Raw genomic sequence first — 13,801 nt, 5'->3', positions numbered from 1 at the left:
TGGCTACAAAAGATGTAACAAAAGTAAGCTATAAAAATGATGTGTTCTTTCAAACACATCTAGATACTGTTATACTTAGAGTAAAGAAGTAATTATAGAAGAGGTGATAACATGAGAAAAAATTAATACGCAAGGAAAAAGTCCTTGCATAAGTCATGAATAAAAACTTAGGAGGGCTAAATATGAGCTATTTTTATTATGAAGACAAAAAAGTATATTATAAAGAGAGTGGGAAAGGAACACCGCTACTTCTCTTACATGGAAATACAGCATCTTCTGTGATGTTTTATGAAATTGAGAAATTGTTTCGTAAAAAGTATAACGTGATATGCATTGATTTTCTGGGACATGGGAAGTCCGAGCGGTTGGATATATTTCCTGCAGACTTATGGTTTTATGAAGCACAACAAGTGATTGCGTTCTTGAAAGAGAAACAATATGGTAAGGTGGATATCATTGGTACTAGTGGAGGTGCATTGGTTGCCATTAATGTTGCGTTAGAGGCTGGGGAATATGTCAATAAGGTTATTGCGGATAGTTTTGAAGGAGAACGATGTATCGATGCATTCACAAAGAATATTACACAAGATCGATATCTTTCGAAACAAGATAAAGATGCTGTGCAGTTTTATCAATATATGCATGGTGAGGACTGGGAAGGTATCGTGGATAAAGATACTGCGGCTATCGCAGAACATGCGCTAAATATTCAGAATTTCTTTCACAAACCGTTATCAAATTTACAAACAGATATTTTGCTTGTTGGAAGTCGTGAAGATGAATTCGTTTGTTCTTTAGGAAGTGATTATTTTGATCGCGTGTATCGAGAGATGTTAGATAAGATACAACATGGAAATATGCACCTATTTGAACATGGAAGACATCCAGCAATGTTATCAAATGCTCAACAGTTTTACGAAATGAGTATTGCATTTTTAAAGGGAACTGATGAGACAAGCAATCTTTAGAACCTTTAAATAAAGCGATTCTATGCACATAAAAGGAAGAATTCTTTCGTTTTTAAGTTAGAAAATTCAAATAAATACGAACTAAATGACTTAGTTTTTAAAAACATGTGTACTAGAGTGATTTATGAGTTGACAAAGGTAGATTATAATGCTAGGATTACACTAGGTGATAATATGAGTGAAAGAAGAAATACACCCGTAATACAGCTTCCACATTGGGATCAACTACCAGATATGGAATTGTATATGGACCAAGTTGTAACATTACTAAATGACTATTTAAAACCTTTTCAAAAGGGTCAGGATAAAATGGTAACGAGTACCATGATAAACAATTACGTAAAGAATGGAATCGTACATCCACCAATAAAGAAACGTTATACCAAACAACACATGGCATACTTAGTGGTTGTTTGTGTATTAAAGATGGTTTATCGAATGGATGAAATCAGTAGTTTGATCTCCGTTCAAATTGATAAGTATCCTGTAGATCAAGCATACAATTATTTTTGTGCAGAGTTGGAAAGCTGTTTAAAATGCATCTTCCAACATAAAAAAATTCATCACGTACCAAGTGATGACGAGGGAAGTCTGGTTGTGGATTTGATTCGCAATACAGTACAATCCATTGCATATACTGTATATGTACGTCACGCATTAGATAAAAGCACACAAAACGATTAAATCCCAGTGGTTACTGGGATTTTGTTTTATGTAATTCATTAAATTTTTCTTTCATTGTAGGATTGTTTCTTACTAATTTTTTAACACTTAAGTCTTCAGCTTTATTGTTTGCTAAGCGAAGGTTGTTTTCAGAAGAGAGTAGAGCATCTTTTGTTTTTTGTAGATGCATAATTGTTTTGTCCAATTCATCGATTGCAGATTTGAATTTACGACTTGCTAAATCATAGTTTCTTCCAAATTCAGATTTAAAGGTATCTAAAGATTCTTCGAAATTAGTAATATCGATATTTTGTTCACGGATAAGAGCTACTTCTTGTTTATATTGTAAAGAGTTCATAGCAGCATTACGCAATAAGGTAATCATAGGAATAAAGAACTGAGGACGGATTACATACATTTTCTCATATTCATACGATACATCAACTATCCCAGTGTTATAAAACTCATTGTCGATTTCTAATAAGGACACAAGAATTGCATATTCGCATCGTTTTTCTTTACGATCTTTATCCAATTCTTTGAAGAAGTGTTCATTTTTCTTTTTGGTCGCAGTAGTGTCAATTTCATTTTTCATTTCAAACATAATGGAAATGATTTCAACACCTTGTTCATCATACTCACGATAGATATAATCTCCCTTGCTTCCACTAGATGCATCGTTATCTTTCGCAAATTCCGCGCGTGGGAAGGCAGTTGTACGCAATTTATTAAACTCATATTCACAGTGCTGTTCTAAGCTTTCTCCAATCATTTTCGTAGATTGTTTTGCTTTGAAATCTTTATAAAAGGCGATAGTTTCTTCTTTTTGCTTGAGTTCCAGTTCATAGCGTTCTTTTAAAGAGTTCTTATCCAATTGGTTTTCTCTTTCCAATATCGCAAGCTTTGATTGTAGTTCATACAATTCCTTATCTTTATCAAATACAGCTTTTGAAATCTCTAATTTCTTGGAGTTTTCTAGATCCTGTTTTTTTGCAAGTAAATCAGCAATTTCTTTATCTTTTTCAAATAGTGTTTGATGAAGTTCATGTTTTGCTTTTTCTTCTAATAAAGATAATTCACTTTGATGTTGTAGTTTCATCTGTTCTACTTTTTCAAGCACCTCTTGTTGAAATTCTTGTGTACGTACTTGTTGTAAAATTTCTGCATAACTTACTTCATCAATGGTGAATGTTGTACCGCAATTTGGACACTTAATCTCATGCATAAAAAGACCTCCTGGTTGAATGAAAATATATAGCGTAATTATATCATAGATGTTTGCACATGTCCGATATAAGATATATTAACTTTTATCATCATCTAGATCAACAAAAGGGTCACCAAATATTACCCATAATATTTTAAAATGGCGAAGACAAAATGCTTTCATTCTTTTCAATAAGCTTTTCTTGTTTGTAGGATTTGACATATCATGAACTCCTTTCAGCTGATAAATGTTTTACGATATTGTTGCGGAGATGTATGTAACAATCGTTTGAAGACTTGAGAAAAGTACGACTGGGAAGAAAATCCGACAATATTGGCAATATCCCGACTACTTAAGTTTGTTGTTTCTAGTAACATTTTGGCTTCAGCAATTCTGCATTCTACCAAGTAGTTGATAGGAGAAATACCCTTGTATTTTTTAAAGGCATGCACCATATAGTACTTATTAATATAAGTTAATTCACTGAGTTTATCTAAGGTAATATCTTCTTTAAAATGTTCTTTGATGTATTTTTCAATGAAAATACATTCTCTTTTATCTTTCTTACTAGTTGTGGCGACTTCTAATGTAATATTTGTTCTTCGTATCATATTAATAATTAAGGCTTCTAGTAGGTTATGTTGCAATACAACCGAAAATTCATCCTTGCTTTCTACTTCGTTGGATAAAGTCTTTAGGTAAAATAGAATTTCGTGTTTGTAGTTATAGTAATTATGAATACTGAAATCAAATTGACGTTCATCGTCTTGTTCTGTGAAGAAAGCTAGTCCTTCCACACCAACAACAATATATTCCAATGGAGCATCATCTTTACTTGTCTCTGTATGAAGTACGTGTGGATTGACAATAATCAAATCATCTTCTTTGATATCGTGAAAGACTTCATTTACGAAGAATTGTCCTTTTCCTCTGATAACATAGAAGAACTCAGTGAAATTGTGTGTGTGGGGGATGGAATGCCAACCCGCATCATAACGGGATTGTGTTACATATAATAATTTCTTATTCACCTTAATTACATTCGATTGCATATTTTCACCTCTTTGTAAATGGTTTCATATATTTATTTTTATTATATTGCATATTTAAAAAAAAAGCAATATTTCTAAAACATTTGACAAGATGTGGCTTGAATTGATGGTATTTGTCTCCTATAATGTAAATGTATAAAAGATTTCTTACGAGGAGGAAACTTATGAAAAAATTAGTTGCACTGGGGCTTTGCTCAATGATGGCTGTTTCTGTTCTAGCTGGATGTAGTTCTGGATCAGGCAAATCAGAAGGTGATGACAAAGTTCTAAAGATTTCAGGATTGAATGGTGGTTATGGAACAAAAGGTTGGGAAGAAGTTGTAAAAGCTTTTGAAAAAGCAAATGATGGTGTGAAAGTAGAACTTACACTTGAGAAAAACATCGCAGATACTTTACGCCCAGTCATTACATCAGGAAAAGATGTGCCAGATTTGATTTATCTATCTATTGGTGCTGAGGGAAAACTTACAGATACAATGGTAGCTGAAAAACAAATATCTGACATTTCTGATGTGTTAAAAATGGATGTTCCTGGTGAAAAAACTACAGTTGGTGATAAATTGCTTGGAGGATTCTCTAATGCATTAACATCTAGCCCTTATGGTGATGGGAAAATGTATTTGGCACCAATCAACTACGGACCATGTGGATTGTTCTATAATGCTGGTCTATTCAAATCAAAAGGTTGGGAAGTACCTAAGACTTGGGATGAAATGTGGGCTCTTGGTGACAAGGCAAAAGCAGAAGGCATTGCATTGTTCACATATCCAACAACAGGATACTTTGATGCATTTTTCTCAGCATTGTTAAATGAAACAGCTGGACCGGATGCATATACAAAATTAATGAATTATGATACAGCGACTTGGGAAAGTGCAGATACAAAGAAGGCATTTGAAATCGTTGGCAAATTAGCTAGTTACACTGAAAAAAATACAGTAGCAAATGCAAACAAAGAAGGATTTGCAAAAAATCAACAATTAGTTCTTGATAACAAAGCATTGTTTATTCCTAATGGAACATGGTTACCAGGGGAAATGGCAGAAGCTCCTAGAGCAGAAGGCTTTGAATGGGGATTCACTGCATTACCAGCAGCTAAAGATGGTGGAGATCGTTATTCTACAGCATTCGTTGAACAAGTATATATTCCAACGAAAGCAGCAAACGCTGACTTAGCTAAGAAATTTATCGCTTATATGTATTCTGATGAAGCTGGAAAAATATTCTACGAATATGGTGCACAAAAAGTAGATGAAAACAAAAAACCAATTAAAGGTGAATACAACAAAGGACCAATCATGCCAATCAAAGGTGCTACAGAAAACCTTATGGGTGCAGATGACGAAAACAAACTTTACTATTCGGTTTATGAAGGTGGAGCTAAATCAAATCCAGTTGGATTCGTTTCAAAAGATGCAATCGAAGGTGTAGACCTTACAAGTGCTGAAGGTATCTTATATGGTACAGTAAACGAAGTTGTAAATGGTACTAAGAGTGTAGATGACTGGTATAAAGCAGTTATTGATGCAGTTCAAAAATACAACAAATAACATGTAAAACAAAATGTTAAATTAGCATATAGCGGTGGAAACACCGCTATGCTATTTTAGAGAGGTGAGATCTATGAACAAAAAGAAAGAACGAAAACGATTTATCATCATTTGCTTGGCTCCTGCATTTATATTGTTTAGTATATTTATGATACTACCAACATTGAATGTGTTTTGGATGTCAACGTTAAAATGGGGAGGATTGTCTGCTGATAAAACATTCGTTGGTTTGAATAATTTTATAATATTAGCGAAGGATATGAATTTTATACGAGCTTTGCAAAATACTATATTCTTGATTGCTATAGTAACGATAGTTACGATGACGATTGCAGTGCTATTTGCTAGCATCCTTGTTAGAGAAAAGGTAAAAGGTCAAAACTTTTTCCGTATTATCTTCTATATTCCTAACATACTTTCTGTAGTTGTAATTGCTTCTATATTTACCGCAATATATGACCCATCAGAAAATGGTATGATCAATAATATTATTGGTTTATTTAAGCCGGAAACATGGGAGACTATAAAATTCTTAGGGGATCCAAATGTTGTTTTGTATGCTATTTCAGGAGCTATGGTGTGGCAGGCGATTGGATATTATATGGTTATGTATATGGCTAGTATGAGTTCAATTCCAGAACATTTATATGAAGCAGCAGCACTTGAAGGGGCAGGAAAATTCAAACAATTCTTTTCCATCACGCTACCTCTTGTTTGGGATAACATAAGGACTACACTTACCTTCTTTGTGATCAGTTGTATCAATTTAAGTTTCTTGTTTGTGAAGGTGTTTGGAAGTGGACCTGGTGGTTCTGCTGAAACGGTATTGAGTTATATGTACAAACAAGCCTACGATAATGCAACTTATGGGTATGGTATGGCCATTGGTGTGATTGTATTCTTATTCTCATTTATACTAAGTGCTCTTATCAATAAGGCAACTGAGCGCGAAGTATTGGAATTCTAGGAGGTAATAAAGTGGAAAAAGTAAAAAAAGATCGTTCTGATCTCTTGTATAAAATATTCATATATGTCGCTTTAGCTACCTTGGCAATTTCTATTATAATTCCCGTAGCTTGGGTGTTTATGGCATCTATAAAACAAAACTCAGAGTTTTATGGAAATCCATGGGCATTACCAGCAGGAGTTTATTTTGAAAACTTCTTGAATGCTTTTCAAAAGGCAAACATGGGAGAGTATTTTATGAATTCTGTCATTGCTACTGGACTGGGGTTATGCCTTTTATTGGTAGTTGCTCTTCCTGCTTCTTATGTTTTGGCGAGATTTAATTTCAAATTGAAGAAAATAATGAACACTCTTATGATGGCAGGGCTATTTATTAACGTGAACTACATCGTAGTCCCGATATTCTTGATGATGTTAGGCTGGGATGATGCAGTATATAACTTATTTGGTATAAGCTTCTTTATGAATAATATCATTGTATTAGCAGTGGTATATGCAGCTACTGCAATACCATTTACGGTATACTTGTTAACAGGTTATTTTAAAACATTACCGACTGCGTATGAAGAAGCAGCGCTGATTGATGGATGTGGATATTTCAAAACGATGATTAAAGTCATGATCCCTATGGCAAAACCTAGCATTGTTACCGTCATTCTGTTTAATTTCTTAGCCTTTTGGAATGAGTATATCATTGCACTTACATTGATGCCAGGAACATCAAAAACATTACCAGTTGGTCTCATGAATTTGATGCAGGCCTCTAGAGGAAAAGCAGAATATGGAATGATGTATGCTGGATTAGTGATTGTCATGTTACCAACTCTGATTTTGTATATTATGGTTCAAAAGAAACTAACACAAGGGATGACTCTTGGTGGGTTGAAGGACTAAGGAGGTTACAGGAATGAATACGATAACGAAAAATGTATTGATGGTAATTATCTTTATTATCTCAATTGTGTTAATTTTCATAGGACAAAAAAATGTTGGATATACAGGTCTTATGGTGGAATTATTAGGCTTGGCTGGAATTTTGGGTATTCTATATACCTATAACAGAAGATACAAATAGGAGGAAATCATGGCTACTTTAAAATTAAAAAATATAAATAAAATTTATGACAATAATGTCCAAGCTGTATTTGATTTTAATCTGGATATAGAAGATAAAGAATTTATTGTGTTTGTAGGACCATCCGGTTGTGGGAAGAGTACAACTCTACGTATGATTGCAGGTCTTGAAGATATTAGCAGTGGGGAATTGTACATCGATGAGAAAATGGTAAATGAGGTTGCTCCTAAAGACCGAGACATTGCCATGGTCTTTCAATCCTATGCACTTTATCCTCATATGAGTGTATATGATAATATGGCCTTTGGTTTAAAAATAAAAAAGACAGCGAAAGATGAAATTGATCGACGTGTACAAGAAGCCGCAAAATCTTTAGAGATTGATCAATACTTAGATCGTAAACCAAAAGCATTATCTGGTGGACAACGTCAACGTGTTGCATTAGGTAGAGCCATTGTAAGAAATGCAAAAGTATTCTTAATGGACGAACCACTTAGTAATCTTGATGCGAAACTTCGTGTACAGATGCGTAGTGAAATCATTAAACTACATGAAAGAATCGGAGCGACTACGATTTACGTAACCCATGATCAAACAGAAGCGATGACTATGGCAACTCGTATTGTTGTTATGCGTGGAGGATATATCCAACAAATTGGTACACCGAAGGAAATTTATCAAAATCCAACAAATAAATTTGTTGCGGGTTTTATTGGTGCACCAGCAACAAATTTCATAGATGGAACGTATCATAATCATAGCTTTCATGTAGGAGAAAATACCATCGAATTACCGGAAATGTTCCTTGATAAATTAAAGGACTATGAAGGGAAAACAATTACGATGGGAATTCGTCCTGAAGACCTTCATGCGGAAGCCATTGTAGGACAAACATATCCATCTGCACAATTTGAGTTTAATATTGAAGTGAATGAATTGTTAGGTCACGAATTTATAATGCATGGAAATCTTCATGGACAACCTATACAAGCTAAGATATCTGCTCGTACGGATGTAAAAGCACATGATACAATTACGCTATATATGGATCTTGGAAAAGTACATTTCTTTGATGCGGAAACAGAAAACTGTATTATTTAAAATGAAATTTTAGTTAGACAATGTTCACACAAAGTGATAAATAAGGAGGTTAATACATGGCAACTGAGTATGGAAGAGTAACGATTCCTACAGATGTAGATGTCATTGAGGAAACAATCGCAATCATGAAACGATGGAAAGCAGATGCAATTCGTGATTGTGATGGTACGGATATGCCAGATGAAATCAAAAAAATGGATGTAAAACAATACGCGACGTATTATACGACGCGTAAAGACAATGCTTGGGCAAGTGCAAACCCTGATGAAATTCAACAAATGTATTTGATGAGTGAGTTTGTAACCGCAAAAGATACAACCTTGAGAATAGAAATCATGCGTGATTTCTATAAGGATCAATTAAAGCCAAACACCTTGGAGGATATACATCGTTGGTGGGAAGTAATCGATCGTACTACGGGTGAAGTAGTGAAGGATTGGGATTATGATGAGGATACAAAAGAAGTTGTATTGCATCATAGTATTCCTTTCCATGCCTATACAGTAAGTTTTCTAGCTTTTGTAATTTGGGATCCTGTACATATGTATAATTCCATTACGAATGGTTGGGAAGGGGAAGAGCATCAAATGACATTTGATGTTCGTCAACCAAATACAAAAGAGTTCGTAAAGGATAAATTGCGTGCCTTTGTGAAAGAGAGAGACGATGTGAATGTTATTCGTTTCACAACATTCTTTCATCAATTCACATTAACCTTTAATGAACAAGCAAAAGAAAAGTTCGTGGATTGGTTTGGATATAGTGCATCTGTTTCTCCTTATATTCTAAAACAATTTGAAGAAGAAGTAGGTTATGCATTTCGACCAGAATTTATTATCAATAAAGGATTTCACAACAATACATTCTGTGTACCTAGTAAAGAATTCAAAGATTTTATGGACTTCCAACAAAGAGAAGTATGTGTGTTAGCCAAGGAATTGGTGGATATTTGCCATGAAGCTGGCAAGGAAGCTATGATGTTTTTAGGAGATCATTTTATTGGGACAGAGCCATTTGGTAAGTATTTCAAATCCATAGGATTGGATGCGGTAGTAGGTAGTGTAGGTAGTGGAACTACTTTGCGTTTGATAAGTGATATTGATGGCGTAGACTATACAGAAGGAAGATTTTTACCATACTTCTTTCCCGACACCTTCCATGAAGGTGGAGATCCTTTGAAAGAAGCGAAAGTCAACTGGGTGACTGCACGTCGCGCCATTCTTCGCAAACCAGTAGATCGCATTGGATATGGAGGATATTTAAAGCTAACATTAGATTATCCTGAATTTATTGATTATATAGAAAATATTTGTAATGAATTTCGAGAACTATATGATCATGTAAATAACCAAACTCCACATACGCACTTGAAAGTTGCAGTCTTAAATAGTTGGGGTGAAATCCGTCGTTGGGGAACACATCTTGTTCACCATGCGATTTGGTATAAGCAAATATATTCCTACACCGGTGTATTAGAAGCACTATCCGGGTTTCCATTTGATGTTGCATTCATAAGTTTTGAAGATGTTCGAAATAATCCAAGCATATTAGATACAATCGATGTCGTAATCAATGTTGGAGATGCTTACACATCCTTTAGTGGGGGAGAAGAAATCGATGAAAGCATTATTACAACCCTTCGTAAATACGTTTACAATGGTGGTGGATTCATTGGTGTTGGAGAACCTCTAGCAATTCGTAAAAACGGGAAATTCTTTGCCTTATACGATGTATTAGGAGTAGATGAAGAATTAGGATTTACATTAAATACAGATAAGTACAATTGGCAAGAACATGAACACTTTATCGCAGAACAATTAGAACATGAAAATTTCGGTGAAGATTTACGCAATGTGTATGCGCTGGATGCTACCGTTGTGAAAGAGAAGAATTTACATGTGAATTTGGCTGTAAATGAATATGGAGAAGGACATGGTGTATATATGAACGGATTACCATTCTCCTTTGAAAATGCAAGGTTATTGTATCGTAGTATTTATTATGCTGCAGGTAAAGCAAAGGATATGAAAAAATGGTATTGTGAAAATTATAATGTAGAGATAAATTACTATCCTTCTACCAATAGTTTCTGTGTGGTAAACAATACGTATAAATCACAAAAAACAATCGTATATCGTGGAGATGGATCAAGCTTTGACCTTTCCTTAGATGCTTGTGAAATCAAATGGTTTGATTATAAAGGTAATATAAACTAGTGAGTGGTTTTAAGAAATTCCCCAATAAACTAGTGAGTTGCTAGAATAATAGATAGGTGATATATTCATGGCTAGAAACAGCAGAGTATATCACCTTTTATTGTGCCGAGAAATGTAACATTAATTGTGAGCCTGTAAAAAATTTTGTGTAAACTATCCTCCAATGGTAGAATGAAGAAAACTACTAGAGGAGGATTTTTATATGAGTAAGAAAGATATTGTAAAATATATAATAGAAGAATATGGAGTAACATCACCAACCGATATTACAAATGCATTGAAGGATCTTTTAGGAGAAACGTTACAAGAAATAATGGATACAGAATTCAATGAGCATATGGGTTATGAAAAGCATGATCAAGCAACAGCCAAGGACAATTATCGTAATGGAAGCAGTTCAAAAAAAGTAAAGACATCACAAGGTGAAATTGAGATTGATGTACCAAGAGATAGAAATGCTACATTTGAACCAGTTGTGATAGAGAAACATCAACGTGACATATCTGATGTAGATAATAAGATTATCAATCTATACGCTAGAGGAATGTCGACAAGAGATATAAGCGATTCTATACACGATATTTATGGGATAGAAGTCAGTGCGACGATGATAAGTAAAATAACGGATAAAATCATTCCAATAGCACAAGAGTGGTAGAAACGACCTTTACATACTGTATATCCAATCGTATTCATTGATTGCGTTCATTTCAATGTAAAAAGAGAGAGTATGGTAATCAAAAAAGCAGCTTACGTTGTTTTGGGAGTAACAGAAGATGGGTATAAAGAAATATTAGGTATCTACGTTGGTGAAAATGAAAGTGCTAAATTTTGGCTTTCTGTATTAACGGATTTAAAAAATAGAGGAGTGAAAGATATTTTAATCTTGTGTAGCGATGGATTGAGTGGAATCAAACAAGCGATAGAATCATCATTCCCTAATGCAGTCCAGCAGAGATGTATTGTACACTTAATACGAAACTCCTGTAAATATTTAAGCTATAAAGATAGAAAAGAGTTTTGTAGAGATTTAAAGAAAGTGTATGGCGCAACAAATAATCAAAGTGCATTAGAGAGTTTAGAGGACTGTAAGAAGAAATGGAGTGATAAATACCCATATGCCTTTAAGCCATGGGAAGACAATTGGAATGAAGTATGTAGCATGTTTAATTATGTTCCTGAGCTAAGGAAGATTATGTATACGACGAACGCCATTGAAAGCTTAAACAGTGCTTTCCGTAAGTTCACTAAGATACGCACGGTATTTCCGAGTGATGAGAGTTTATTAAAATCACTTTATTTAGCGCAGACAAAAATAACAGAAAAGTGGAATACTCCTTATGCAAATTGGGGGATAATTTACTCAAGTTTACAAATTATATTTGAAGGTAGAATATAAGCGTTCATTGACAAGCTTTTACATTATGATAAGATAATAAAAAAGTGACAGTACCTTTACTCGATACTATCACTTCACATTCAACTATTGGATTGATTGAGTTTACACAAAAATATTTACACGCTCAGTTTTTACTTTTGGTTCTCTAGAAAATCTTTAGGAAGCATTTCGCTATCGCATTTAATACAAGCATTCACATAAACTTTTTTCAATCCAAAACGTTTCTTTGATAAGACTTCTTCCGCAAGCCAATCAGGCATCGGATCTTCAAATCCACATTTAGTACACTTGAAGAGAATTGTATTTGATTTTTGGGAATTTCCATTTTTCATTAATTTTCTCCTGTATCCCTGGAGGGAAATAACAATCTACAAATTTCATTTCGCAACCACAACTACATAATAGAGGGTCAATACCAGTTGTGTCTATACGATATTGTCTATAAGCAGAAGTTTTTTTCAGAATCCAAGCAGCAGAGGAATGGACCATTTTACGAATGAGATTTGCGAGTTTCTTTTTCTTTGTGGCATAGCCACCAATGTAACGAATCATACGATAATTTTCATCTGGAATATGAAGCATAAGTTTTTTCATAAAAGAAACACAAGTGTCATAGACATCAACGCGCTCACCAGATGTATGGTCTTCATAATACCAAAGCACATGATCCATATCATAATTATAATCTAAGATGCGACTTTGAGCCATTACAGGACGACCAACATAGCGAATAACATAGTCGACACAGTCTTTTACATCCTTAAACTTCGAAGGAGGGCAATGAACATAAAAGCCATCAGGGTATAATTTATAAAGAGAACGTTTTAACTGTTTGAATTCAATTGTATCGATGTGTGAAGAAAGATTATCAAGAAGCTGTTTCATAAAAGAACGACGTAAAGAAGCGTAGTTGATATAAGAAAGTTTTTTGAATGAACCACATTTACGAAGTCCACCTTCAGCGAGAAGAACATGAATATGAGGATTCCAATTAAGAGGTCTACCAAAAGTATGAAGAACAAGAACGGCACAAGGAATCAAAGAATCGGATTTATTACCAGCATTACGAATTACAAAAGAAAGAGTATCGTTGACGGATTGAAAAAGGATATCGAGTAAAGAACGGTCTTCACGAAAATAATCACGTAAATCTTCGGGAATGGTAAAGACGCAATGACGATGAGAACAATCAAAAACTTTTTGAAGAATATTGTGAGAACGAATTTTGGCATATTTCATACCACAAGAATTACAGAAACGAGATTTACAAGTATGCCAAAGAAAGGTGAAGTTATCACAAGAAGGACAATCATAAAGAGAATGACCAAGCTCGTGTTGATGACAAAGGATAACAGAGTTGATAGCCTTCATAACAGAAGAGCGAATTAAGTCAGGGAAAAGATGGAAGTGGTAAGTAAGCTTATGTAGGTTTTCAAAAAAGATATGAGCAATGGAAATATGACTCTCACCAGGACGATAAGAATCACAATGATTATGTTTAGAAGCAAGTTCTTTTTTAGCGAAAACAGAAGAGTCTTTAATCAAAAAAATCACCTATAGATAGTATACTATATCTACAGGCGAAATTTAATCTTTCGGAATGT

Annotated in this window: 13 protein-coding genes and 1 pseudogene; 9 read left to right on the top strand and 5 right to left on the bottom strand. The window is 34.3% G+C overall.

The genetic code is table 11. From position 1 onward, the window contains the following. The first annotated feature begins 182 nt into the window (after window positions 1–182). Window positions 183–968: an alpha/beta fold hydrolase gene (locus ACWG0P_RS12645; RefSeq protein WP_455802018.1), complete on the top strand. Its 786-nt coding sequence runs from the start codon at window positions 183–185 to the stop codon at window positions 966–968. Window positions 969–1,142: 174 nt separating this feature from the next. Beyond that, window positions 1,143–1,652 (top strand): DUF1836 domain-containing protein, encoded by a 510-nt coding sequence (locus tag ACWG0P_RS12640; RefSeq protein WP_455793181.1) that lies wholly within the window; start codon window positions 1,143–1,145, stop codon window positions 1,650–1,652. Window positions 1,653–1,662: 10 nt separating this feature from the next. On the opposite strand, the gene ACWG0P_RS12635 is transcribed toward ACWG0P_RS12640, so the two are convergent. The 3 genes from ACWG0P_RS12635 to ACWG0P_RS12625 all read right to left on the bottom strand — a co-directional run bounded on the left by ACWG0P_RS12635 (window position 1,663) and on the right by ACWG0P_RS12625 (window position 3,890). After that, window positions 1,663–2,856 carry a DUF2130 domain-containing protein gene (locus ACWG0P_RS12635; protein WP_455802017.1) on the bottom strand — a complete coding sequence of 398 codons (1,194 nt, stop codon included), beginning with the start codon at window positions 2,854–2,856 and terminating at the stop codon, window positions 1,663–1,665. A 78-nt stretch (window positions 2,857–2,934) separates the two neighbouring features. After that, window positions 2,935–3,060, bottom strand: a complete 126-nt coding sequence (locus tag ACWG0P_RS12630) for a hypothetical protein (protein WP_455802016.1) — start codon at window positions 3,058–3,060, stop codon at window positions 2,935–2,937. A gap of 14 nt (window positions 3,061–3,074) precedes the next feature. Continuing rightward, window positions 3,075–3,890, bottom strand: a complete 816-nt coding sequence (locus ACWG0P_RS12625) for an AraC family transcriptional regulator (protein ID WP_455802015.1) — start codon at window positions 3,888–3,890, stop codon at window positions 3,075–3,077. A gap of 164 nt (window positions 3,891–4,054) precedes the next feature. On the opposite strand from ACWG0P_RS12625, the gene ACWG0P_RS12620 reads away from it, so the two are divergent. The 7 genes and pseudogenes from ACWG0P_RS12620 (at window position 4,055) to ACWG0P_RS12590 (ending at window position 12,197) form a co-directional block, all read left to right on the top strand. Then, entirely contained in the window at window positions 4,055–5,440 is a 1,386-nt protein-coding gene (locus ACWG0P_RS12620; protein ID WP_455802014.1) for a carbohydrate ABC transporter substrate-binding protein, read from the top strand. Window positions 5,441–5,513: 73 nt separating this feature from the next. Further along, window positions 5,514–6,407 (top strand): carbohydrate ABC transporter permease, encoded by an 894-nt coding sequence (locus tag ACWG0P_RS12615; protein WP_455802013.1) that lies wholly within the window; start codon window positions 5,514–5,516, stop codon window positions 6,405–6,407. An 11-nt stretch (window positions 6,408–6,418) separates the two neighbouring features. Further along, window positions 6,419–7,300 carry a carbohydrate ABC transporter permease gene (locus ACWG0P_RS12610; RefSeq protein WP_455802012.1) on the top strand — a complete coding sequence of 294 codons (882 nt, stop codon included), beginning with the start codon at window positions 6,419–6,421 and terminating at the stop codon, window positions 7,298–7,300. Between the two features lie 13 nt (window positions 7,301–7,313). Beyond that, complete coding sequence (locus ACWG0P_RS12605; protein WP_455802011.1) at window positions 7,314–7,481, top strand: DUF6903 family protein; 168 nt, start codon at window positions 7,314–7,316, stop codon at window positions 7,479–7,481. A gap of 9 nt (window positions 7,482–7,490) precedes the next feature. Continuing rightward, a complete protein-coding gene (locus tag ACWG0P_RS12600) occupies window positions 7,491–8,582 on the top strand; it encodes an ABC transporter ATP-binding protein (protein ID WP_455802010.1) in 1,092 nt (363 codons plus the stop codon). Between the two features lie 56 nt (window positions 8,583–8,638). Continuing rightward, window positions 8,639–10,798, top strand: a complete 2,160-nt coding sequence (gene gnpA / locus ACWG0P_RS12595; protein ID WP_455802009.1) for a 1,3-beta-galactosyl-N-acetylhexosamine phosphorylase — start codon at window positions 8,639–8,641, stop codon at window positions 10,796–10,798. Window positions 10,799–11,000: 202 nt separating this feature from the next. Beyond that, a pseudogene (locus ACWG0P_RS12590) lies at window positions 11,001–12,197 on the top strand (IS256 family transposase). Between the two features lie 131 nt (window positions 12,198–12,328). Here ACWG0P_RS12590 and ACWG0P_RS12585 read toward each other — a convergent pair. Both ACWG0P_RS12585 and ACWG0P_RS12580 read right to left on the bottom strand, forming a co-directional pair. After that, window positions 12,329–12,529 carry a hypothetical protein gene (locus tag ACWG0P_RS12585; RefSeq protein WP_455802008.1) on the bottom strand — a complete coding sequence of 67 codons (201 nt, stop codon included), beginning with the start codon at window positions 12,527–12,529 and terminating at the stop codon, window positions 12,329–12,331. Beyond that, window positions 12,477–13,742: an IS91 family transposase gene (locus ACWG0P_RS12580; RefSeq protein WP_455802007.1), complete on the bottom strand. Its 1,266-nt coding sequence runs from the start codon at window positions 13,740–13,742 to the stop codon at window positions 12,477–12,479. Before ACWG0P_RS12580 ends, ACWG0P_RS12585 begins: the two co-directional genes overlap by 53 nt. Between the last annotated feature and the right edge of the window lie 59 nt (window positions 13,743–13,801).

This window comes from Amedibacillus sp. YH-ame6, assembly GCF_053848845.1.
Note: the sequence above shows the minus strand (reverse complement) of the source record. Positions and strands in the feature narration are given on the sequence as shown.